This is a genomic window from Aeromonas bivalvium (assembly GCF_046078285.1).
GTDB classification, from domain to species: Bacteria; Pseudomonadota; Gammaproteobacteria; order Enterobacterales; family Aeromonadaceae; genus Aeromonas; species Aeromonas bivalvium.
The window spans coordinates 175,231-198,829 of sequence record NZ_JBGXBV010000001.1 but is presented as its reverse complement, the minus strand read 5'-3'; the positions used below and the strand labels follow the sequence as shown (position 1 = coordinate 198,829).

At 64.9% G+C, this 23,599-nt stretch carries 18 protein-coding genes; 14 read left to right on the top strand and 4 right to left on the bottom strand.

The window, feature by feature from the left end; translation table 11 throughout:
• Positions 1-76 precede the first annotated feature (76 nt).
• Together ACEUCR_RS00805 and ACEUCR_RS00800 are read left to right on the top strand one after the other, a co-directional pair.
• Positions 77-352, top strand: coding sequence for a hypothetical protein (locus ACEUCR_RS00805; RefSeq protein ID WP_392440945.1), 276 nt, complete (start codon positions 77-79; stop codon positions 350-352).
• A gap of 158 nt (positions 353-510) precedes the next feature.
• On the top strand, positions 511-810 hold the full coding sequence (locus tag ACEUCR_RS00800; RefSeq protein ID WP_111872655.1) for a hypothetical protein: 300 nt from the start codon (positions 511-513) through the stop codon (positions 808-810).
• A 131-nt stretch (positions 811-941) separates the two neighbouring features.
• On the opposite strand, the gene ACEUCR_RS00795 is transcribed toward ACEUCR_RS00800, so the two are convergent.
• On the bottom strand, positions 942-2,564 hold the full coding sequence (locus tag ACEUCR_RS00795) for an acyl-CoA synthetase (RefSeq protein ID WP_408787523.1): 1,623 nt from the start codon (positions 2,562-2,564) through the stop codon (positions 942-944).
• A 324-nt stretch (positions 2,565-2,888) separates the two neighbouring features.
• Here ACEUCR_RS00795 and ACEUCR_RS00790 point away from each other — a divergent pair, with 324 nt between their 5' ends.
• The 7 genes from ACEUCR_RS00790 to ACEUCR_RS00760 all read left to right on the top strand — a co-directional run bounded on the left by ACEUCR_RS00790 (position 2,889) and on the right by ACEUCR_RS00760 (position 14,737).
• On the top strand, positions 2,889-3,428 hold the full coding sequence (locus ACEUCR_RS00790; protein WP_408787521.1) for a glycine zipper 2TM domain-containing protein: 540 nt from the start codon (positions 2,889-2,891) through the stop codon (positions 3,426-3,428).
• 263 nt (positions 3,429-3,691) lie between these two features.
• Positions 3,692-6,619 (top strand): AAA family ATPase, encoded by a 2,928-nt coding sequence (locus tag ACEUCR_RS00785; RefSeq protein WP_408787519.1) that lies wholly within the window; start codon positions 3,692-3,694, stop codon positions 6,617-6,619.
• Positions 6,620-6,764: 145 nt separating this feature from the next.
• Positions 6,765-7,337, top strand: a complete 573-nt coding sequence (locus tag ACEUCR_RS00780; protein ID WP_408787517.1) for a nitroreductase family protein — start codon at positions 6,765-6,767, stop codon at positions 7,335-7,337.
• Positions 7,338-7,742: 405 nt separating this feature from the next.
• Positions 7,743-8,852 carry an efflux RND transporter periplasmic adaptor subunit gene (locus ACEUCR_RS00775; RefSeq protein ID WP_408746704.1) on the top strand — a complete coding sequence of 370 codons (1,110 nt, stop codon included), beginning with the start codon at positions 7,743-7,745 and terminating at the stop codon, positions 8,850-8,852.
• The gene (locus ACEUCR_RS00770; RefSeq protein ID WP_408787515.1) at positions 8,849-11,953 is read left to right on the top strand and encodes an efflux RND transporter permease subunit; all 3,105 of its coding nucleotides are present in this window, start codon (positions 8,849-8,851) and stop codon (positions 11,951-11,953) included. The genes ACEUCR_RS00775 and ACEUCR_RS00770 overlap by 4 nt, the downstream gene beginning before the upstream one ends.
• Positions 11,953-12,951 carry a lipid A deacylase LpxR family protein gene (locus tag ACEUCR_RS00765; RefSeq protein ID WP_408787513.1) on the top strand — a complete coding sequence of 333 codons (999 nt, stop codon included), beginning with the start codon at positions 11,953-11,955 and terminating at the stop codon, positions 12,949-12,951. Before ACEUCR_RS00770 ends, ACEUCR_RS00765 begins: the two co-directional genes overlap by 1 nt.
• Positions 12,952-13,036: 85 nt before the next feature.
• Positions 13,037-14,737 carry a methyl-accepting chemotaxis protein gene (locus ACEUCR_RS00760; protein WP_408787511.1) on the top strand — a complete coding sequence of 567 codons (1,701 nt, stop codon included), beginning with the start codon at positions 13,037-13,039 and terminating at the stop codon, positions 14,735-14,737.
• 81 nt (positions 14,738-14,818) lie between these two features.
• Here ACEUCR_RS00760 and ACEUCR_RS00755 read toward each other — a convergent pair whose 3' ends face one another.
• The gene (locus tag ACEUCR_RS00755) at positions 14,819-18,037 is read right to left on the bottom strand and encodes an ExeM/NucH family extracellular endonuclease (RefSeq protein ID WP_408787509.1); all 3,219 of its coding nucleotides are present in this window, start codon (positions 18,035-18,037) and stop codon (positions 14,819-14,821) included.
• Positions 18,038-18,791: 754 nt separating this feature from the next.
• Between ACEUCR_RS00755 and ACEUCR_RS00750 the strand changes: the two genes are divergently transcribed.
• The 3 genes from ACEUCR_RS00750 to ACEUCR_RS00740 all read left to right on the top strand — a co-directional run bounded on the left by ACEUCR_RS00750 (position 18,792) and on the right by ACEUCR_RS00740 (position 20,828).
• A complete protein-coding gene (locus ACEUCR_RS00750; RefSeq protein ID WP_041997060.1) occupies positions 18,792-19,370 on the top strand; it encodes a PhnA domain-containing protein in 579 nt (192 codons plus the stop codon).
• A gap of 255 nt (positions 19,371-19,625) precedes the next feature.
• Positions 19,626-19,808, top strand: a complete 183-nt coding sequence (locus ACEUCR_RS00745) for a hypothetical protein (RefSeq protein WP_041997058.1) — start codon at positions 19,626-19,628, stop codon at positions 19,806-19,808.
• Between the two features lie 384 nt (positions 19,809-20,192).
• Entirely contained in the window at positions 20,193-20,828 is a 636-nt protein-coding gene (locus ACEUCR_RS00740) for a LysE family translocator (protein ID WP_408787507.1), read from the top strand.
• A gap of 121 nt (positions 20,829-20,949) precedes the next feature.
• Here ACEUCR_RS00740 and ACEUCR_RS00735 read toward each other — a convergent pair whose 3' ends face one another.
• Positions 20,950-21,816: a PhzF family phenazine biosynthesis protein gene (locus tag ACEUCR_RS00735; protein WP_408787505.1), complete on the bottom strand. Its 867-nt coding sequence runs from the start codon at positions 21,814-21,816 to the stop codon at positions 20,950-20,952.
• 183 nt (positions 21,817-21,999) lie between these two features.
• On the opposite strand from ACEUCR_RS00735, the gene ACEUCR_RS00730 reads away from it, so the two are divergent.
• Positions 22,000-22,203 (top strand): hypothetical protein, encoded by a 204-nt coding sequence (locus tag ACEUCR_RS00730; protein WP_111872642.1) that lies wholly within the window; start codon positions 22,000-22,002, stop codon positions 22,201-22,203.
• Positions 22,204-22,312: 109 nt separating this feature from the next.
• Positions 22,313-22,903 (top strand): hypothetical protein, encoded by a 591-nt coding sequence (locus ACEUCR_RS00725; RefSeq protein ID WP_408787504.1) that lies wholly within the window; start codon positions 22,313-22,315, stop codon positions 22,901-22,903.
• Positions 22,904-23,010: 107 nt separating this feature from the next.
• On the opposite strand, the gene ACEUCR_RS00720 is transcribed toward ACEUCR_RS00725, so the two are convergent.
• Complete coding sequence (locus ACEUCR_RS00720) at positions 23,011-23,511, bottom strand: SixA phosphatase family protein (RefSeq protein ID WP_408787502.1); 501 nt, start codon at positions 23,509-23,511, stop codon at positions 23,011-23,013.
• Between the last annotated feature and the right edge of the window lie 88 nt (positions 23,512-23,599).

The following is a 23,599-nucleotide window of genomic DNA, read 5'->3' as shown; positions in this document are numbered from 1 at the left end:
CCTGAACAGGGAGTCGCGCTCCCGTGAGCCTGGGGCGACAATGGCGACCGTCCCCTGCCACAGAACCCGAGGTTCGATGAACAAGTATCAGGTTTTTGCCACCCTAGCGGCGCCCGACGTCTTCACCTTGCTCGACATGGCTGGCGCCGATTTTTTCACAGAAAAGCAGACCCTGCTGGCCCAGGGCCTGGAGGTGATGGGGGAGCCCATACTGGCTCCCGATGCCCGGACGGCGGCCCACACCTATCAAGACTACCTGATCAACCCCAGCCTCCCCTACGGAGCCCCCGCCGCCCGCGGCACCCTGGCGTATCTGCTGCTTCATGCCCCCCGGCTGTTTGGCAAGCGGTAGCCGCCTCGCAACTGGATCTGCCCGCTCAGGGGAAGCCAACGCCCGCTTGCCTGAAGCCAGGCTGAACAATCGACCCCATTTGACGCCGCACATGGGGTCTATCCAGGGCCCAGAGCGGCGCGGACAATGTCACCGAGCCAACCAGAGCCAGAGGTCGTATGAGCAAATACCAGTTCTTCCGTCAGGGACAGGATCCCGCCAGTGTCACCTTCCTGCCGATGTCTTCCCCCTCATTCCTGTCGGAAAAAGAGCAGCTGCTCGCCCAGGGCTTCGAGGTGGTGGGGGACTATATCGACGCAGCCAACGAGACAGAGGCGCTCGACAAGTTCAAGAGCGGCATGATTGAGCCGCTCTCCGAGTACACCAAGGCGACCGAAGCCGGTGGCCTTTACTATTTCATCGCCGGCCTGTGGGAGGCGCTGCACAAGCGCATCAGGGGCGCCAACCCGCCTCGCTGACAAACGCCAGAAGACGCGCCCGTCAAGCAGAGGGCCGCAGGCCAGTGCCAGGCATGCGACACGGCGGGTCTTGTCTGACTGATGAAGAACGGGCCCGCGGGCCCGATTATGGATCCCCAGGCCCGTCAGACTCACGCCAGCTGCTGGCGCAACATGAACTTTTGCACCTTGCCGGTGGAGGTCTTGGGCAAGGAGGTAAAGATGATGCGCTTGGGGGCCTTGAAGTGGGCCATCTGCTCGCGGCAAAACGCGATCAGTTCCACCTGACTAAGCTCCCGTCCCTCCTTGAGCTTGACGAAGGCGCAGGGCACCTCCCCCCATTTTTCGTCCGCCATGGCGATCACCGCCGCCTCCTCCACGTCCGGGTGACGATAGAGCACGTCCTCCACCTCCAGGCTGGAGATGTTCTCCCCGCCGGAGATGATGATGTCCTTGGATCTGTCCTTGATCTCCACATAGCCATCCGGGTGCCAGACCGCCAGATCCCCGCTTCGAAACCAACCTTCCGCCATCGCCTCCTCGCTCGCCGTCGGGTTTTTGAGGTAGCCCTTCATGACGATGTTGCCCCGCAGCACTATCTCCCCCAGGGTCTTGCCATCCATGGGGACCGGCTCGCCGCTGACCGGGTTGATGACCCCCATCTCCCCTTGCAGGGGGGAGGCCACCCCCTGGCGCGCCTTGAGCCGCGAGAGCGCCGTGGCATCCTGCCCCTGCCAGCTTCGCTGGGGCTCGCACACCACGCAGGGGCCATAGGTCTCGGTCAGGCCATAGACATGGGTCACGGTGATCCCCATCGCCTCCATGCCGGCGATCACGGTGGCGGGTGGCGCCGCCCCCGCCGTCATCGCCTTGATGGGATGGTCAAGCCCCAGTTTCAGGGCCGGATCGGCGTTGTTGAGCATGTTGAGCACGATGGGGGCGGCGCAAAAATGGCTCACCTTGTGCGCGTGCAGTGCCTCATAGATGGCGCCCGCCTGCACGTGGCGCAGGCAGACACTCACCCCGGCGGTCGCCGCCAGGGTCCAGGGGAAACACCAGCCGTTGCAGTGAAACATCGGCAGGGTCCACAGGTAGACGGGGTGCTTGGGCAGCTCCCAGGAGAGGGCGTTGTTGACCGCATTGAGGTGGGCGCCGCGATGGTGGTAGACCACCCCCTTGGGGTTCCCCGTGGTGCCGGAGGTGTAGTTCAGGGAAATCGCCTGCCACTCGTCCGCCGGCAGCCAACCGGGCTCGTCCCCATCCCCCGTGGCGATGAAGGCCTCGTAACTCAGCTCGCTGATGAGCTCCCCCTCCCCATAGAGGGGATCGTCGATGGCGATCACCAGGGGCTGGCTGTCAATGAGAGAGAGCGCCTTGCGCACCAGGGCGCCGAACTCCCGGTCCACCAGCACCACCTTGCTCTGGGCATGCTGGAAGATGAAGGCCATGGACTCGGCATCGAGCCGGGTGTTGAGGGTGTTGAGCACGGCGCCGCTCATGGGCACCCCGAAGTGGGCCTCGAACATGGCCGGCACATTGGGGGCGACGATGGAGACGGTGTCCCCCTCGCCGATGCCGCGGCGGCGCAGGGCCGAGGCGAGCTGGCGACAGCGGCGCTCGGTCTGGGCCCAGCTCTGGCGCAGGGGGCCGTGGATCAGCGCCGGATAATCGGGGTAGACACTGGCCGCCCTGGCCAGGAAGCGCAAGGGGGTCAGCGCCTCGAAATTGGCGGGGGTCTTGCCAAGACCTGAGTCGTACATGTTCTGCTCTGTCATCGGATCCTTCCTCACAGGGACACAAAACGGGGGCGTTTCGCGGATCACTGCGCCCGGGCACCTTGCCGACGGCGGATCCGTATACCCGATGAGGGTACCAAGGGGAGACAGGGCCAGGTATTAGCGAAACGTCTTACGGGTCTGTGGCCTTGCCGTTATGCCCCTCCTAGTTTGTCGCCAATCACAGACAGCTTTTTTCGGCGGCCATTTTTGGCGCAGTCACCCCCTGTCGTAACCCAGACCCCCTCGCCTTGAGACTCCCTCGCAAGCTGCCAAGATAGCGGCAAGCCCCACCCTGGGCAGCAACAGTTGAAGGAGAGAGAGATGAACAAGTCCCTGTTAGCCGGTCTCGGCATCGGTATCGCCTCGGCAGTGACCCTCTCGGCGGTGGCCAGTGGCTCACTGTTTGAGTCCAAACCCCAGTTCGCCGAGGTGCTGGCCAGTACACCGGTAACTGAAACCATCAAGATCCCCCGCCAGGAGTGTCGCAACGTCACCGTCACCCACCGCAAGCCGGTACAGGACCAGCACAAGATCCTGGGTACCGTGGTTGGCGCGGCCCTGGGGGGCGTAGTGGGTCACCAGTTCGGCGGTGGCAGCGGCAAGAAGGTGGCGACCGCCGCCGGTGCCATGGCGGGGGGTTATGCCGGCAACCAGGTGCAGGGCAACATGCAGGCCGGTGACACCTACACCACCACGGAGCAGCGCTGCAAGACGGTGCAGGAGAGCAGCACCCGCACCATCGGCTATGACGTCAGCTACCGCCTCGCCGGTCAGGAGGGGGTGATCCGCATGGAGAAACAACCCGGCAAGACCATCCCGGTCGAAGATGGCAAGCTGGTCGTGAACAACGCGCCGGGTTGATGCTCCGCTCGAAGCCCCCTAGAAGGATAAGGCCCACCGCAGCGGTGGGCCTTTTTCATACCAGGGAAATCCGGGCCGCCCATGAAAGGTTCCATGTGGAAAACCCCAGTTAATTCAATCAAATAGGCTTCATAAGTTCCTCTTTTATCCTGTTGAACCGCCCTTTTCCCCCTATACTCACCCCGCCGCTGTTTTTTCTTGACCACCACAGTGGGCTGACTAAGATGTTGCCGATTGCCAGCCTGGGCCATAACGGTTTGAATATGTCAAAGATATCAAGTACATCGCCTCCATTGCATGTCCGCTTTGGCGACTTCGAACTGAATGAACGCAATGCACGGCTGCTGCACCATGGCCACGCCGTTCCCCTCTCCCCCATCCCGTTTTGCCTGCTGTGTACCCTGATCCGCGAGCCTGGCGTGCTGCTGACCAAGGATGAGCTGCTCGATCGGGTCTGGGGTCATCGTTTCGTCAGCGCCTCCGTCCTCAAGGGCGCCATCAGCGATATCCGCACCCTGCTGGGAGACGATCCCCGCCAGCCCGGCTTCATAGAGACAGTCTCCCGCCGCGGTTATCGCTTCATCTGCCCGCTGCACCCTCAGGAGACGGGTCTTTCCCCCCTCCCCCCTGCCACCACTTCGCTGCCGATGCCGCAACGAACGTCCTCTTCGGGGATCTTCGTCGGGCGAGAGCAGGCGCTGGCGCGCTTGCAAGACGCCTGGCAGCGGGCGGGCCAAGGCCTGCGCGCCATCGTCTGGGTCGCGGGTGAACCCGGGATCGGCAAGTCGACCCTGATCGCGCGTTTTTGTGCTGGGCTCCCCGATACCCTCTGGATACGGGGGCAATGCGTGCAACTGCATGGGGCGGGTGAGCCCTATCTGCCGGTGCTGGAGGCCATCGCCGAGCTGTGCCGTCGCGATGAGGAGGCGGTTTCGCTGCTGCGCAGGGTCGCCCCGACCTGGCTGCTGCAACTGCCCTGGCTCTGCTCGCCGGCGCAGCGCGAGACCCTGCTCCATGAACTGGTCGGCGCCCATCCCCAGCGCATGCTGCGGGAGATGAGCGAGTTTCTGGACTGCTACACAGCACGGCGACCACTGCTGCTGATCACCGAGGATCTGCACTGGGGCGATCCCTCGACCCTGCAGCTCATCGACTACCTCGCCCGCCGCCCCAGTCCTAGCCGCCTGATGTGGCTGGGCAGTGTCCGGCCGGATGAGCCCCTTGTTCCCGACCATCCGCTCCATGCCCTCAGACAGGCGCTGCGCGGGCAGGGCCTGGGTGAGGAGATAGGGCTGGCCCCCTTCAGCGAGCAGGAAGTGTCGAGTTATGTGAGGGAACGGATGCCTACCATGAACACGGTTCCCGGCCTTGCCCTCGCCCTCCATGAGCGTACCGGTGGCGTCCCGCTGTTCGTTGCCGCCCTCGCCAGCGAGGTGATGAGCCTGACGGCCCATGGCGACGACACCGAGCCCGCACGCCTGGTTCGCCGGGCGCTGCCCGAGAGCCTCGCCGCCCTGATCGATCACCATGTGGCCAGGCTCACCGAGCCGCGCCGCCGGCTGCTCGCCGCCGCCGCCGTACTGGGCATGAGGGTTCAGGTCGACACCCTGGCGCGGGTGCTGGGGGACAGCCTGATGGAGATGGCGCAGCAGTGCGAGGCGCTGATCCGGGAGCGGCTCTGGTTGATGGCGCCAGCCCCTGAGACATCGGCCGAGGATCCCCACCGCTGCGTCCAGTTTCGCCATCAGCTGTTTCGCCAGCGTCTCTATGATGGCCTCTCCGCCCCTTTGCGCGGGGCGTTGCACGGCAAGACAGGGAGCACTCTGGAGGCGCTGCGGGCCGAGGGGCAGGAGGTGACCGCCGCCGAGCTGGCCATGCATTTCGACCGCGGCCACGCCCCCATGAAGGCCCTGGGCTATTATGCCGAGGCCGCCGAGGCTGCCCTGCTTCATCTTTGCCCCGCCGAGTGCATGAGCCTGACCGCCCGGGGCTTGATCCTCATCGAGCAGATCCCCGAGAGCGCGGCGCGCCACGGTCTGGAGATCAGCCTCGCCACCCTGCGCGGCGCGGCCGCCTTCCACACCCTGGGGGCCGGGGAGGAGGCCCGCCATGCCTACCAAAGAGCCGCCGACCGGCTGGCCGAGATGTCCGCTCACCCCATGACCGGCCTGGCGCTCCATGGTCTGGGTTTCCTCCATGCTCTGCGGGCCGAATACCCGGAGGCCCTGGCCGTCGCCGCCCGGGCGCGGGCCCTCGCCGCCACCCAGGCGGACCCCCTGCTGATCCTGGCCGCCTGTACCGTGCAGGGCCAGGCGCTCATGATGCAGGGTCACCATGGTGCGGCCAGGGAGACCCTGGAGCAGGCCCTGCCCCTGCTAGAGCGGACACAGACCGGGGCCGAACACAGTTTCATCGGTTTCATCGCCGATCCTCAGGCGACGGTACTGGCCTTGCTGAGCCTCTCCCTCGCCCAGCTCGGCCTGTTTGCCCAGGCCAGGGCGCGCCTGCAACAGGCCTATGCCCGCGCCCGCCAGCTCGCCCAGCCGATGGCGCAGATGATCGTCCTCTGGTGCGATGCCCTGTGCGGGATCCGGTGCGGCGAGGTGGCGCGGGTGGCGGCCCTGGCCGGCGAGATGCGCACCCTGGTCGATGAGTTTGCCCTCGCCCAGGGTCAGGCGCCCTGGCGCTGGTTCCAGGGATGGGCTGACACCCAGTGGGGCAGGCCCCATGAAGGGGCGCACCAGATCCGGCAGGCCTACCTGGACAACAGGGCGCTGGGAATGATCTCGGGGGGCAGCGAGACCCTGGGTTACCTCGCCGAGGCCCTGGTGCGGCAACGAGAGTGGCACCAGGCACAAGACGCGCTGGATCAGGCCCTCGCCCTGGTGCAGCGCCATGGTGAACGCATCGTGCTGCCGCAACTGCTGCTGATCCAGAGTACCATCGCACAGGCCGCCGGCGACCCCCTGGCCGCCGCCACCTCGGCCCGTGAGGCGTTCGAGGAAGCCCAGGCCCAGGGCACCCCCTGGCTGGCCTTGCTGGCGCTGATCACCCTGTGCGCATACCAGACCCCGACCCGGGCCGAGTGGGACGCCCTCGCCGCCCTGACCACCCAGCTCGCCGAAGCCAAGGACACCCCTCTCCTCGCCCAGGCACACCGCCTTCTCGCCACCGGGCCGTCGGCCCCCTGATCCGCGCCGGTCTCGACCAAATCGCGACCTCTCCCTGACCCGGATCCCCTCCAGGCTCCTTATGATGGGGAGATCCGGGTCAGATGACACCATCATCCCTTCGGGTATCAGGACCCGCCTTTCACACCATGGGACATACGACGCCATGAAGCATCACCATCACCTTCAGGGAGGATCCGAAGATCCCCTCTTCGACCCAAGGCGGCGGATCCCCGAATCCGTCATAGAGGATCTCTGCGCCCTGCCCTGCCGTTGCCTCCGGGCCCAGCGTCAGCTCCCCTGGCATCTCGTCGTGGCAGCTTCCCGCCAGACCCGGGCCGGGATCCGGCAGGCCATCGCCTCCCACCTCCCCGCCAGCCTCCCCATACTGCACCAGGCTTCCCACCTCATGGTGATCTGTACCCGGGAGTTGGCCGACGAGACGGGATCGCCAGGGCTGGCCATGCCTTGCCGGGGCGCAGCATCCCATGCCTGCGCAGGGTCGCACCATGTCTACATCGCCCTGGGCTCCCTCTTGCTCGGCGCGGCCGTGTTCGAGCTGAAGACCCATACGGTGGAGGCCTTTGATGGCGGCTTGCTCGATGACTGGCTCGGCCTGGGAGAGCAGGGATTGACCAGCCGGGTGGTCCTGGCCCTCGGCTATCCCCCTGCGGGGGACGACCCCGACCCACTCGCCCACGCCCGGCTGCCTCAGCACCTCGTCATGAGTCGGCGCTGACCCGCACCGACCAGGAGCCCTTTGCCAGCCTCCTCTCCTCCCACTTCTCGTACACTTCACCCGCTCCCACCCGCCGAGGAGCCACATCCTGATACTCGCTCCCGCCCTGCGCCGCACCCTCTCCTCTTCTCTTGCGTCTCCCCCCAGGGCCCTCACTCCCCATTTCCGACCAAAGTCTGACCGTTTCCCGACCCCAGGTCGGGCGCACCTTGCTAGGCTGAGCCTCCTGATTCGCACCATGGACGACGCGAGTGTGACCCTGTCTCCAGCCCCCTCCTCTCCCGGCGTCATGCCCAACGAGAAGGCGGTGCGCCGCATCCTTGCTCCGGCCTGGCGGCGTGCGAGCCAGCGATCACCCGCCTCCCGGCGAAATACCCCATCTCTGCCAACCAACGAGGAATTGTCGTGAAACGCTTCGTCACCGCGGCCAGCGCCGCCACGCTCATCACCCTGCTCTGCGCATGCTCAGAGCCGGCCCCCTCCACGAGTGTATTGAGGCCGGTGAACACCATGGCGCTGCACTACGACAGCCTGCGCAACAGCCAGCGCTATTTCGCCTCGGTCGCCTCCCGCTACGAGGTCGAGCAGGCCTTTCGCATTGGCGGCAAGGTGCTGGAGCGCAAGGTCGATGTCGGTCAGGTGGTGAAAGAGGGCGATGTGCTCGCCATCCTGGATGATGCGGACTACCTGCTCGCCGAAGAGGCCGCCCGCCAGCGTCTGACGGCGGCCAAGGCGGCCGCCTGGCAGGCCGAAGCCGACTGGCTTCGTCTCAAGGCGCTCAAGAAGAACGGCTCCGTCAGCGCCTCCCACGAGGAGCAGGCCCACAGCACCCTGCTCACCGCCAAGGCGGCGGCGCAGGCCGAGGCCCGTCAGTTCGAGCTGGCTCGCAACCAGGTCAATTACACCCAGCTGCGGGCCCCCATCAGCGGCGTGGTGACGGCGCTGCGCATGGAGTCGGGCCAGGTGGTGGCGGCGGGTCAGCCCGTCATCACCCTCGCCAACGAAGGCAAACCGGAAATCGTGGCGGACATTCCCGAGAACCGGTTGGCCGAGTTCAAGGCGGCGCGCTACAAGGCGTCGCTCGCCACGGCGCCGGAGCGCTATTTTGCGGTCGAACTGCGCGAGCTGTCGGCCCAGGCCTCGGCCCAGACCCGCACCTACCGCGCCCGTCTCAAGCCGGTCGAGCCCAGGGCTCTGCCGCTGGGGGCGACCGCCACCCTGCTCGCCGAGCACACCGATGAGGGCACCCGGGTCGCAGCCCTCCCCGCCACGGCCCTCACCCAGGAGCAGGGGGCGCCGGCGGTATGGACGGTGCAGCAAGATGGCAAGGGGAAGACAGGCACCGTCAAGCTGGTCAAGGTGAGCATCCAGGGCTATCGCAGCGACCAGGTGCTCGTCTCCGGTCCCGCCGAGGGGGCCCTCGTCGTCACCGCCGGGGTGCAGAAGATGGCACCTGGGCTGAAGGTCGCCCTGCCCGCCGCCTCCCCCTCTGCCAGTGAGGAAGTGACCCGATGAACGGTTTCAATCTCACCCAATGGGCGCTGAGCCACCGCGCCGTGGTGCTGTTCCTGATCCTGCTCATCACGTTGGCGGGTACCCTGGGCTTTGGCAAGCTGGGCCAGCTGGAGGACCCCAACTTCTCGGTGCCCTCCATGACCGCCATGGTGGTCTGGCCCGGCGCCACGGCGCAGCAGCTCCAGGATGAAGTGCTCAACCGCATGGAGAAGAAGTTCGAGCAGCTCGATCACTTCGAGAAGGTCAAGACCTTCGCCCGCCAGGGGTTCGGCGGCATGCTGATCACCGTCAAGGGGGGTACCTCCAAGGCGGATCAGCAGGAGGCCTGGTACCAGGCGCGCAAGAAGTTCAGCGATCTCGAGCTCGAGCTGCCAGAAGGGGTCGTGGGGCCCATCTTCAACGACGAGTTTGGTGACGTCTACGGCTTGATGTACGCCATCAAGGGGGACGGGGTCAGCCTTGCCGATCTCGCCGATCAGGGGGAGATCATCAAGCGCCGCCTGCTCAAGGTGCCCATGGTCAAGAAGGTGGATCTGCTCGGCAAGCAGGCGGAGAAAGTCTACATCGAGTTCTCCCACGAACGCCTGGCGGCGCTGGGCATCCAGCCCTTGCAGATCATGGCGGCCCTCAAGAGCCAGAATGCCGTGCTGCCGGCGGGATCCCTCGATACCGCCTCCGACCGTATCTATGTGCGTATCAGCGGTCAGTTCCGCGGTCTGGAAGACATTCGCAACCTGCCCATTGCCGCGGGCGGGCGCCTCATCAAGCTCGGCGACTTCACCACTGTGCGCCGGGGTTATGAGGATCCCCAGACCTACAGCATCCGCCACAACGGCCAGCAGGTGCTGATGCTGGGTCTCTCCATGACCAATGACGGCAACATAGTCCAGTTGGGCGAGGCACTCGAGACCGCCATAGCCCAAATCCAGAACGAATTGCCTTATGGCGTCGAGCTCGAGCAGGTTGCCGATCAGCCTACCACGGTCAAGGAGGCGGTCTGGGACTTCGAACGTTCCCTGGTGGAGGCCCTGGTGATCGTCGTCATCGTCAGCCTGCTGAGCCTGGGCTGGCGCACCGGCATAGTGGTCGCCCTGTCGGTACCCCTGGTGCTGTGCATGGTCGCCATCTTCATGCTGGGGACCGGCTGGAATCTGGAACGGATCTCCCTGGGGTCCCTCATCATCGCCCTGGGTCTGCTGGTGGATGACGCCATCATCGCTCTCGAGATGATGGTGGTGAAGATGGAAGCGGGCTGGGACAAGGTCAAGGCCGCCTCCTACTCCTATCAGGCGACCGCCATGCCCCGCCTGTCCGGCGCCCTGATCACTGCCGCCGCCTTCATGCCGGTGGGCTTTTCCCAGTCCACCACGGGGGAGTACGCCGGCGGCATCTTCTGGATCGTCGGCGCGGCGGTGGTCTTCTCCTGGCTCTGCTCGGGCCTGTTCACCCCCTACCTCGCCGTCAAGATGCTACCGGACAATCTGGGGCATCACCACGAAGGGGCCAATCCCTATGACACCAAGGGTTATCGCAAGCTGCGCGGCTGGATAGAGGCGGCCATCGCGCGCCGCTGGCTGGTCATCGGCATCACCTTCGGAGCCCTGGTGCTGGCCGTGTCGGCGGTCAAGCTGGTGCCGCAACAGTTCTTCCCCAACAGCACGCGCCCCGAGCTCATCGTCGAGCTGCGCGTCAAGGAGGGGGCCTCGTTCGCCGCGACCACAGAGCAGGTAAAACGCCTGGAACAGGTGCTGGCCAAGGACGAGGACGTGCGCTTCTACACCGCCTACACGGGGGCCGGCGCGCCGCGCTTCTACCTCTCCCTGGATCCCGAGCTGCCCAACCCTGGCTATGCCCAGTTCGTGGTGATGACACGGGATCTGGAGGCCCGCGAGCGCGTGCGTTCGCGCCTGATGGCCATGGCCGGCGAGCAATTCCCCCAGGCCTGGGTGCGCGTCACCCGCCTCGAGCTCGGCCCGCCGGTGGGCTTCCCGATCCAGTACCGCATCGTCGGCGCCGACACCCAGGTGGTGCGCACCATTGCCCGCCAGGTGGAACAGGTGGTGGCGAGCAATCCCCAGGTGCGCGACGTCCAGCTCGACTGGAACGATCCGGTGCGCGCCCTCGGGGTCGAACTCGATCAGGAGAAGGTGCGCGCCCTGGGGCTCTCCCCCGCCGAGGTGGCGATGGCGACCCAGTCCCTGATGCAGGGGACGACACTGACCCAGTTGCATGACGGTGAGGAGCGGGTCGACGTGGTCGCCCGTGCCATTCCCTCGGAGCGACTGGATGTGGAGACCCTCAAGGACATCAACCTCTACACGAGCCAGGGGACAGTGGTGCCCCTGTCGCAGATTGCTGCCGTGCACCATGAGCTGGAAGAGCCCGTGCTGTGGCGACGCAACCGCGACATGGCGATCACGGTGCGCGCCGACGTGGTGGACGGTGCCCAGGCGGTCTCCGTGACCCAGGCCATCACCCCCTTGCTCAAGGAGATAGAGGCGACCCTGCCCGCCGGTTACCGGATTGACGTCGGCGGCGCGGTCGAGGAGAGCAACAAGGCCAACGAGGCGCTGATCGCCGTGGCCCCCGTGATGCTGATCACCATCTTGCTGATCCTGATGCTGCAACTGCAGAGCTTCTCCCTGATGGCCATGGTGCTGCTGACCGCGCCCCTTGGGATGATAGGGGTCGTGGCCGCCCTGCTGGTGTTCCAGGCCCCCCTGGGGTTCGTCGCCATCCTCGGCATCATCGCCCTGTGCGGCATGATCATGCGCAACTCGGTGATCCTGATCGACCAGATCCAGATAGAGACCGCCAGTGGCCGGGATCCCTGGAGCGCCGTGGTCGAGGCGGCCGTGATGCGGGCCCGCCCGGTGATGTTGACGGCGGCGGCCACCGTGCTGGCCATGATCCCCCTGACCCGCAGCGTCTTCTGGGGTCCCATGGCCATCGCCATCATGGGGGGGTTGACCATCGCTACCCTGCTGACCATCTTCTTCGTGCCCTCCCTCTATGCGGCCTGGTTCAGGATCGCCCCGATCGGGCACGACAGCGCCCGGGCCCCCGAGGCCCAGACCGGGATCGCAGAGGAGCGAGCGTAATGAACAAGCGACGCACTGCCCTGGTGTTGACCGGTCTGCTGCTGAGCGGCGCCAGTCAGGCCACAGACGGCAGCCTGACCCTCACGGTGGAAAACGACGTCTTTACCGGCTCCGACAACAACTACACCAATGGCGTAGGGATCGCCTGGGTCTCTGATGCCATCGCTCGGGAGGACGACGGCCCCCTCGGTCGATGGACCCGCTTCTGGTCATTCCTGCCGTTCGTGGCCGATGAGGACTACACCACTTACACCTCCTGGGCCCTGGCCCAGGAGATCAACACCCCGGACGACATAGGGGAACCCCATCCCGATGTCGACGATCAGCCCTACTCAGGGGTGCTGGTGGTCGACAGCACCCTCTATGCCCGCAGGTGGGACTGGAGCCACGCCTGGCAGCTCAGGCTGGGGGTGGTGGGCCCCGCCTCCCAGGCCGACGACACCCAGCGGGAGTTCCATCGGCTGATCGGGGCCGACAAGCCCCGAGGCTGGGATACCCAGTTGCCTAACGAACCCATCGTCAACCTCAACTACACGCTGGCCCACCTCGCGGCGGCCGGGCACACAGTCGCCGATCTGGAGTGGCGCCTGGTGCCTCTGGCCACCGCCGGAGTCGGCAACTATTTCACCGGGGCCGGGGTCGGCCTCTATGGCGAAATAGGCTGGGATCTGGTGGATGCCCTGGGGGTTACCGCCCTGCGCTCCGGGCTCAATGCCGCCTCCACGGTCGGGATAGCCCCCCGCGATCGCTGGTCGGTCTCGCTCTTTGGCGGTGGCGGCGCCTACGGAGTCGTTCACTACCTGCCCCTCGACGGCACCCTGTTTCGCACCAGCCACGCCGTCGATTCCGAGCCCGTCATCGCCATGGGTTCCTTCGGCTTCTGCCTGCGGCGGGGCAAGTTGACCCTGGGGTTCGCTCGCACCTTTTTCACCGAGACCTTCGACACCCAGCGAGAGCAGACCGACTTCGGCACCCTGAGTCTGTCATGGGTGCTGTAGACCCTCTCACCACGGGCCAGCCTGCCCCATCATGGCGCAGCGGTCTGCCAGTCACGGCAGCCGCTGGCATCAAGGGATGATTTGCATGAGAACAGACAACAGGATAGAGGTCAGTGCCAGCATGCTGACCGCAGTTGACCAAGAGAGGACGATAGCAGGCAGCCCCCTGCATGTCTGGACGGGTCGGCTGAGTTTCAATGGGAAAATGCGCATCTTGCTGCTGTGCATCACCCTGCTGACCCTGGTTGGTAACACCCTGACCGCCAGGCTGGTCTATGACGAGATACGCACCGCCATCGAAGGGGGCCTGATCAACCAGGTGCAGGGGGAGGCCCGCCGGCTTGAGGCCCTTCATCAACATGACCCCAAGACCTTCATTGCACAGGCGGCCCGCTCCCTTGCCACGCTGCGCTGGGGGGAACAGGATGCCGGCTACTTCTTCATCACTGACAGAAACGCCACTCTGCTGGTCTATCCACCGGATCCCGCCCGCATCGGCAAGCGGCTCGATGACGTGCCCCTGGAGGAGGGACACGAGAGCGTCAACCAGGCGCTGATCCGCATTGCCGGCTCGGGCAAGGCCAGCCTCATCACCTACCCCTACGTCAAGCCCGCGAGCCAGACCCCCATCCTCAAGACGGCCTATGTGTACCCTCTGGGGGAGTATCTGCTGGTAGCGGGGGTCTACCTGGACAGCGCCGATACGGTGTTTTACAACTACCTGCGCCACAGCAGCGTCATACTGCTGGCGACCCTGGCTATCCTGCTCGGCCTGGTCACCTTCTTCTCACGAACGTTTTCATCCCACGTGACCCTGGTGCTCAAGGGGCTGCAGGAGATGGCCGGCAAGATCCTGACCAACCGGGTCCAGTCGAAAGGAAACGATGAGATTGCCCTCATCATCAACGCCATGGACGACACCCGCCAACAGCTGTCCGATCTGCTCCATCACCAGCGGGCCCAAGCGGGAGAGGTCACCCTGGCGTCAGGTCAGATCAACCGGGGCATGGACGAGGTCAACGACGCCATCTGCGAGCAGCGGCTGCGTCTGGACAACCTGGCATCGGCCATGGAGCAGATGATCGCCAGCATTCGCGAGGTGACCCAGAGTGCCCAGGCGTCCGCCGACAGCGCCCATCAGATGGATCAATGGGCCAGCGGCGGCGCCGGCAAGATCCAGGAGTCCATCAGCGCCATCAACCACCTGTTCGACAACCTGCACCAGAGCGCAGCCGCCGTCGGCGAGGTGGCGGACAAGGTCAGTCTCATCGGCACCATCATAGACACCATCAACAGCATCTCGGAGCAGACCAACCTGCTCGCCCTGAATGCCGCCATCGAGGCCGCCCGGGCCGGCGAGCAGGGGCGCGGCTTCTCCGTGGTCGCCGACGAGGTGCGCACCCTTGCCAAACGTACCAAGGAGGCAACCTTCGAGATTGCCGGCATGATAGTCGCCTTGCAGGGAAGCACGCGCCAGAGCGTCGACTTGATGCAGGAGAGCATTCAGGCCGCGTCCCGGGCCAGAGAGGATTCGACGGAGGCCACCGCATGTTTCGAGGCCATCGCCGGCAGCACAGGGCACTTGTCGAGCCATTGCCAGATGATCGCCGCCGCCACCGAAGAGCAGACTGCGGTGACCGGAGATACCCTGCAGTCGCTGCAAGTGATCCGAGACCTGGTGCAGGAGACCGAGCAGGTCGCCAGGACGCTGGGGGACACCAGCCGGCAGATGCGAGGCAGCGCCGAACAGATGAGCGAGCTGGTCGGCAGCTATCGCCTGGGTTAGCGCCCTTGCGCCGGTGGGCGGGCAGTGCCCCTCATAAAAACGGGAGCCGTCATGGCTCCCGTTTTCCTTCCCTTCCCAAGGTTAGTGGCGCCCGAAGGGCCACCAGGGTTTGTCGTTGTCCTCTATGTCGACCCGGGTCTGGCGCGTCTCTCCCGCCACCGCCCCGCGCACCTGGCGCAGGGTGGCGGTGAAGCGTTCCGTGCCCTCGACGAACCAGTCATCGATGATCAGCACCTTGACCGATTTGGTGCCCCCCTCCCCGGCGGCCCAGCTCACCGAGGGGTTGAGCCAGGGCAGGAAATCCAGCCCCCAGTAGGCACTGTGCCCCTTGAAGGCGAGCTGGGCGCGGGCGGGCTGGCCCAGATCGCCGCTGCGCACCAGGGGGATCTTCGCAAACCACTGGCCCTCGTTCACCGTCAGGCTGGCGCGCGCCAACGAGATGGTGGACGGCGCCAGCTTGTCCTTGATGGTCACCAGGGTCTGGCTCTGCTCGCCCAGGGTCGCGCCGCTTGGGTCAAACAGCGCCAGGGTGAAGGTCTCGTCCCCCTCGTGCAGGGTGTCGCTCTGCACCGGGATGCTGATGGTCTGACTGTCGCTCTCACCCGCCCCCCAATGCAGGGTGCCGGTGAGGGGTGCCACGTCACTGGCATCGGCGCTGCCGTAAACGATGCCATAGCCGACACTGGCCTCCCCATGGCTGCCGTCACGGCGCGCCACGCTCAAGGTCAGGGTCTTGCCCTCCTCCACGCTGGCGGCGGCACTCTCCAGGCTCAACACCCCGGCGGGGGGCGCGGGGTAGTCGATGGCAATCAGCACGGGATCGTGATCCGAGGCGCTGAAGGGCCCTTCGGATTTGGCCAGCTGGCCGCTGTACTTCTTGCCGTACTCGAAGAAGTTGCTCTCTGCGGAGTTGATGTGCCAATCCTCGATGCCGATCACCTTGGCCGCGAGGTCGGGGCTTGCCAGGGCGTGATCCAGGTTGCCAAGTTCCCCCTCGTAGCTGTAGGAGTAGGTGTCGGTGCCGTGGAAGCGGGTATTGAGGTTCACCAGGCCATACCCCTTGCCAAGGGCGCTGCCGCTCTCCTCATAGGGCTGCCCCGCCAATGTGGTGAAGGAGGCGCTCATGATCTGGCGGGCCTGGGCGGCCGGATCATAGTCGGTCAGCACCCGGATGGGGTCTTCCATGCCGTAGGCGTTCAGATCGCCGATGATGAGCACATCCCCCTGCTCGCCGGCTAGGCGCTCCCCCAGCACCCTGGCGGCGGAGACCCGCAGGGCGTTGCAGTGGCCTTGACCATCCAGGGGATCGGCGCTGGCGTAGTCGGGGTAATCCTCGAAGCAAGCGGAGCCCTTGGACTTGAAGTGGTTGACCACCAGGGTCAGGGGCGCATCCCCTTCGGGCGAGCGGAAGCGTTGCAGCAGGGATTCGCGCATCCCCTGACGAATGCTCACCGGCTTGCCCGCCCCATCTTGCGTCTGGGCGATTTGCAAGGGGAGCGGCACCAGCTCGGCCCCCCCCTCAAGGGCGACCCGGGCGGGCCGGTAGATGAGCCCCACCGTGATGGCGTCGGTGCCGATGGGCTGGCCATCGGGCGAGGCAATCCAGCGATAGTGATCCGCCTCGTCCGGCAGGGCGGCGTTCAAGGCCGCCACCAGGTTGGCGATGGCGGAATTGTCGCCGTAGCCGTTGTTCTCTATCTCCATCAGCCCTACCACGTCGGCATTGAGGCGGGTGATGGCGCTGACTATCTTGGTGCGCTGCAGCTCGAACTCCGCCACCGTCAGGGCACCTCTGTTGCTGCCGGTGGGGTTGGCATCCCCACCCACGACAGTGGTGAAGAAGTTGAGCACGTTGAAGCTGGCGACCCGCAGATCCCCCGCCTCGGCGAGCTCGGGCGCCTGCACTCTGTCCCAGCCGCCATGATCGATGTCGCTTGCGTCGATGCGGTTGTCCGCCACCAGCCGGAACTGGTTGTAGGAGTAGCCGAGCGCACCCTCCAGCCCGTTGAGCTTGTCGCCGATGCGAAGATAACCGTCCTCGGCGTTGAAGCCGGGATACCAGGGCAGCACGCCGTCCGGCGCCTTGGCGTCGGTCTCCACCACCAGCTGGTTCTGCTGGTTGCGCAGGGCCCAGTCGCTCGCCTCCTCGCTCATGGCCGGGAACTTCTGGGTCGACTTGATGAGGGGCGCGCCATAGGCCAGCACCAGGTTGTTGCGCTTGCCGTCGTAATCGAAGCTGAAGTTGCGGGTCACCACCAGGCTGGACTCCGGCACCAGGCGCACCCGCATCCCCTCGTGACGCTCCAGCAGCGTCTGCAGGGACTCGTCGCCCCGGGGCCGCAGATCCACCGCCGCCACCGGCCGCACACTGGCATCGGTCACCACCAGATCGCTGGCGCTTATCTGGGTCTGGCGATAGTACTCGGCCACCTTGCCCTGCACGCACACCTCGACTCCTGGCACGATGGCCGGATGGCTCTGGGTGCTGTGAACGAAGAGGCCATCCGAAGTAGCCTCGTCGCCATCACCGTGCAGATCCTGAATGAAGAAGCCCTTGTAGAGGCCGGAGACCACCTGGGTCACCAGGCCGCGGGTGGCATAGGTCTGCTCGGATTCAAACTTGCCGGCCGGCACCAGCGGGCTGCTGTCGCCATCCCCCTGAATGGCCGGGATCGGGGTCAGACCATCGACCGGGCAGAGGAAGGTGCTGGGGGGGGTGCCATCGCAGGAGGCCTCGCCGCTGCAGCCAAGGCCGCTGGCATCGTCCTTGCCAAAGGCACTGAACGTCAGGGCCGGATCGAAGGGGGAGTCGGCCTCCACACGGCCCTGGTTGACCGTGGCCTTGCGCCGCAGGGTCATGTCCAGAGTCGAGACGTTGCCGGACACCCAGGCCGCGCCGGGATCCACACCGACCTGGCCCAGGCTGTCTGCCACCTCATCGCCACGGTAGAGCACCAGGCCGTCGTCACCGTTGAAGGTGAGGTTGCCACTGGTCTGATTGGCCTTGGCGAGGATGTCGGCGCTGGCACTGGGATGGGCCAGCACCAGGCTGGCACCGGGGGCGAGCTGGCCTTGCAGGACCAGGCTGTTGGTGGGGCCCTGGTCCAGGGTGCGGCCATTGGCATAGAGGGCGAGTCGGTAGTCGGCGAGGTTCACCGCCGTGGTGCCCAGGTTGCTCAGCTCCACCGCCTTGTTGTTGCCGGATCCTTCCAGATACTCGGTGATGAGCAATTGGGCATGGGTTTGCCCTGACAGGGCCAGGCCAACGGCCGCCGCTATCAGTGAATGTCGTCCAGACATAAGCCAGTATTCCTTGTTATTAACAATGTTATTTATGACCCGCCAGGCGGGCAGCACCTTTTCTCATGACGCGCTGGGTTTCATGAGGTAATTGGCCGAGCCAAATACCGCGCTAATGTGCCAGTTTGGCTCCATTCGCGCCGCGAGCTGGTTAACATTTACAGACATTTGTTGCGCGCCGGTGACAGCTAATATTCCAAGGGGGTAAAAACTGGACGGGAAATAAGCGGCGCCTCGCTGCATTGTGCCCGCATGCCCAGGCAAGCGACGCGGCCCCTATGTTTGAGCAATGATGAAATATCCCATATTAACAATGTGTTGCCATCGACTGTGGCGTGCCTACCTCGGGTGTTCGCCGCTTGCCTCGCCATATTCTGGGTCCAGAGCCAGTCCCGGAAATAGGGTCAGAAGCTGACGCAAAGCTGATGAGACCCGGACCAGGACAGGGCGGCCGGATATATATCGTCGCGGCAGGGCCGGGCCCGCTGCGTTATTTTTTGCTCGCCCAAGAAGCCGGGCAGAAAATAAGCAAGAGCGCGAAGTGACACTCAGCAGCGGCCGACTCGCAGCGCCTCTGCATTTATTTTCTTCATTTATTCCCCCCATACAGGGGGGCCGCTCATCCCCTCGTTTCTCCCTGACAAAAGCAGGGACTTTGTGCTATATTCCCGCCCCTGTTATGGCGGGCGGCCCATCGCCGCCCCCTCGAATCCTCCGTCAGGCCCGCTGGCCTGCTACAATCCGGACCCTTGCTATGACCATCAATGCCATCTTGCTGGCGCGTGCAGACGCCAAATGTGAACTGTGCGGCGCCCAGCAACCCCTGACTGCCTACCCGGTTCCCCACTCCGCATCCCAGGATGATGACCACAGCGCCGCCCTGTGTGACACCTGCCGCGGCCAGCTGGAACAACCGCAGACCACGGTCGTCAATCACTGGCGCTGCCTGGGTGACAGCATGTGGAGCCAGGTGCCTGCGGTGCAGGTACTGGCCTGGCGCCAGCTCAAATCCCTGGTCGGTCAGGGAGAGGTCTGGGCCCAGGACTTGCTCGACATGATGTACATGGAAGAGGAGACCAAGGCGTGGGCCGAAGCAGGCAGCGCCAGCGAGGATGACGACAGCGTGCCCACCGTCGACTCCAACGGCGCCGTGCTGGCGGAGGGGGATTCCGTCACCCTGATCAAGGATCTCGAGGTCAAGGGGGGTGGCTTCACCGCCAAGCGCGGTACCCTGGTCAAGGGCATTCGCCTGACCAACAATCCGCTCCATATCGAGGGCAAGGTCAACGGCGTGCAAATCGTGCTGGTCGCCGCCTACCTGAAAAAAGCCTGACAGGCTTCGCCATATCAAGCGCCCCACGGGGCGCTTTTTTCATGGGGCGCCCCCGTCCTGAATAAGGCTGCCGCCGCCATGACCGCCTCGGCTGCGCCCTCGACCCTCCCGCTCCCCCACCCTCTTGTCCACCGCCATGGCGTCAGCCCATTACCTGCCCGGGATCACCCTTTGGGGAGCCGACCATCACCATTGCTTGCGTTTCGAACAAATTGCACTACAGTGTATATACGTTGGCGATACGCGAGAAGCCCGATGGAGCAGGTGCCACGCAAACGGGCCAGCAAGCCCAAGAAGGACGCCCAGTTGATCATCCGCCTCTCGAGCGAGGAGCGGGACCAGTTTATCGACCTGTGTGAGCAGCAAGACAGCACGGCATCCCGAGAGATCCGCCGCTTCATTCGCCAGTACCTTCGCTCACAGCAGGACGATAAGTAACCCTTGCCATCAGTCAGTCGTCGATGGAGAGACAATCCAGGGGCCAAGCCCCCTCAAACAGGAAGAGCAATCCATGGCCAAGGTTTCCAAGAAAGCGATCAAGAAGAAGATTGAATCCCGTCAGGCAAAAATCGCCAAGCACGAGGGCAAGATCAAGAAGTTGAAGAAAGCCCTGAAATAACGGCTTGTCCGCTTGGTTCAAACCGCCTTCACCATGAAGGCGGTTTTTATGTTGGCCGGGCAGCAAACTCCCCCCGAACGCCCCTCCCCGTTATGACGACCATTTAAGTTAAGCACCTGAAAAACAGCCACATCCTGGTGGCAGTCGTCACTGGACGCAGCCCCGGGAGCGGAGCATGATGTGCTCTTTACCAAGGAGATGTCATGAGTCTGGATACATGGATGTTGTTCCTGCTGGCCTATCTGCTGGCAACCCTGACCCCGGGGCCCAATGTGTTGCTGGTGGTAAAGAACGGCCTGCAGCTCGGCTGGCGTCCGGCCCTGCTCACCATAGGTGCAAATCTGTTCTGTCAGGCCATTTTCATCTGTCTGGTCGCCATGGGGGTGGGGGCCCTGCTGCAGACCTTGCCGCCCCTCTTCCTCGTCCTCAAGCTGGCGGGGGGTGGCTACTTGATCTATCTCGGCTACAAGGCGCTGCGGGCGTCCGGCGCGGGGAGTCAGGAAGCGCAGCGGGTTGGCGTCATCCCTCCCTCACGGAGTACGGGCTCCCTGCTGCGGGAGGCCTGCCTGGTGTCTGCCAGCAACCCCAAGACCATCATCTTCCTCTGCGCGCTGCTGCCCCAGTTTCTCGATCACCAGAGCCCCCTGCCCATCCAGTTCTTCACCATGTACCTGACCATCTGCGTCATCGTCAGTCTGGTACACCTCTGTTATGTGGCCATGGCCAGACGCGCTGGCAGCTACTTCAAGCCGGCGCGCGGCCAGCGTCTGTTCAGCCGCATCACAGGGGGGATCTTCATCTCTCTGGGCGGCGCCATCTTGCTCAGCGGCCGACCCTGAGCGCCCATAGGCCCCTGATCAGCGGATGATCAGGGGCCCATCTTGCCCTCCAAGGGGCTCTTTCCCTTCACTCCCCAGCCAAGACGGCGGCCGGACAGGTTGTCACTCTCGCATCCCGCCATCACATCAGCCGCGCTGCGCCAGACACCCGGATTGAGCTGCCGGGCTCGGCCGGGATCTCGGCATGCAGCCGCGACGGCATGCCCATCTCTTCCCCCTGCACTATGTCGATGGCGCCGCCATGGGGCCAGTGAAGGTCGCGCAGATAGCCGGCGAAGGCCGCGGTCGCGGCGCCTGTGGCCGGGTCTTCATAGACGCCGCCATAGGCGAAGGCATTGCGGGTATGGAACAGCCGCTCTCCCGCGGCATGCACCAGCAAGATGGTGACCAGGCCCTCGCGGCGCATCAGGGTGCGACCCTCGGCCAGCACGTAGTCCATGGCCGACAGCGCGGCCCGGCTGTGCAGGGCCAGCACCAGATGATCGGCTCCGCCGTGGATGAGTGCTGGGGGGAGGCGGGGATCCAGACTAGTCGCATCATAGCCAAACAGCGCCAGTGCCTCGGCAACCAGGCTGGCGGGGGCCGGTTTGCTGCGGGTCTGCGGTGATTGCAGCGCCGCCTGCCACTGCCCCGTCTCATCCTGCCAGCCCGAGACCCGGATCTCGGTCTGGCTGAGGCGCAAGTCATGGTCCCCTGCCCCGAAGCGCCGCGCCAGCGCCACCCCGAGGGCGATGGTGGCATGGCCGCAAAACGGCACCTCCGCCTCGGGGGAGAAGTAGCGCACCCGCCATTGGCGCACCTCTGCGCCTTGTCCCTCGCCGTGCAACGGTGCGGCAAACGCGGTTTCCGAGAATCCGACCTCTGCGGCGATCCGCTGCATCTCGGCCGCCTCTGGCAAGGCGGGCCCTATCCAGACACCGGCGGGGTTGCCCCCTTGCCGTCCATCGGCAAAGGCGGCGATGCGTACCAATTCGGGGACAAGTTCCATGTGACAACTCCTTGCAGGCTAAAGTGAGCGTGCCGAGACTGGGCCTGCGCCCATCGGCCGAATGGACCCAGCTTACCCGTTAAATTAAATGGCGCACAGGTGCCGCTTGGGCGCCGCGGATACGGGAGATGACAACTAGCCTTGTGGTGCGTGTCTGTATACGGTCCTGCTGTGGAGAACCCTATGTATTCTTACACCCTGAGCTTTCGGGAGGAGGTCGACAAGCTGACCGCTCCCGAGCAGGAGATCAGCCTGCAAAGTCCGGCCCAGGCCGGGGATTACATCATCCTCTCCGATGGCAGTCGCCATCAGGTGATGTTCGTCACCCACCGCGCCCACTACAGCAGCCTCTATCTGGACAAGGGGGTCCGCATCCCCCAGAGCTGATCACAAACGCCACATCTCGTGCGCGCCTGCTATCGTGAGAGGTGGCCGCGACCAGCCATCGCATGCCCTTTGCCACCAGCCGAATGACCCATTGCCAGAGGTATTGATCATGTTCAGACAGACCGCGATCGCCCTGACCCTCACCCTGTTGGGCAGCGCCCAGGTTCACGCCATCAACGCCAAATACGCCGAGCAGCTGGAGCGCTCCGGCTGCACCCAGGTGACCGAAGCCCAGGGCTGCGATATTCACAAGACCAAGGCGGAAAACGCCAAGGCGGGATTCGGTGCTGCCGCCCCGGCCGCCGACAGCGGTCTGAACATGAGCTACGCACAGAAGCTGGAGCGCTCAGGCTGTACCCAGGTGAGCGAGCTCAGCGGCTGTGACATCAACAAGACCCAGGCCGAGAACGCGGCCGCTGGATTTGGCGCCGCCCCCGCGGCAGCCAGCACCAGCCCCTACGCCGGCAACTGGGTCGCCACCTTCCCCGAGACGGGCGCCACGGTCGCGAACATCCGCATCGATGACCAGGATCAGGTGTGGGTCAACGACAAGCAGGTCAGTGCCAGGAAATCCGACGGCGCCCTGGTGTTCAAGGAAGGCATGGTCACCTATACCATCCAGGGAGATCGTCGCCTCAAGGGGGAGGATGGCTGGGTCGACAACGACGCGGGCACCAAGGGACCGATCGCCGCCAAATAAGCGACATCACGGAAATATGAAGGGGAGCCTGGGCTCCCCTTCTTGTTTGATCTCTGGTCCATGGTTTTCCCCGGTCCCGGTGAGCGGCAACCCTGCACTTCCTCTTGCTATTTACTTACCCCTTTTTTCGGATAGTCCAGCACGGCCGTCACCGGCCTTTGCGATGCGGCGACCGGCCAGGAGGGAGCGTCGAAGGTGAAGCGGGCGACGGCGCAGGTCGGCATCCGGGTGATCCGGCCGGAAAAGCGGTGGGCAAGGTCGGTGAACCCGGGATCGTGACCAAAGAGCATGACGCACCTGAACGGGTCACCCAGCTCAGCCATCACCTCAAGCAGGGTCCCGACATCGCTGCCATAGAGCCGCTCGTCCGTGACTATCTCCTCTGGCCGGTAGCCGAGCGCCTCGGCGATGATGTTCGCCGTCGACAGGGCCCGGCAGGCGGGGCTCGACAGGATAAGGTCGGGCCTTACCCCCTCCCTCGCCAGACGAGCCCCCATCAGGGGCGCATCGCGCAGCCCACGCGCCGCCAGCGGACGAGCACGGTCAGACAAAGACGCATCCTCCCAGCTCGACTTGCCATGGCGCATCAGGATCAGGGTTCTTCTCATGACGTCTCCCGTTGCGACTGACAATGGGCCCAGTACCCGCTTTGGCCAATGACCATGTGCCTGCCCAGCCCCCAGTCCCTGTCACTGC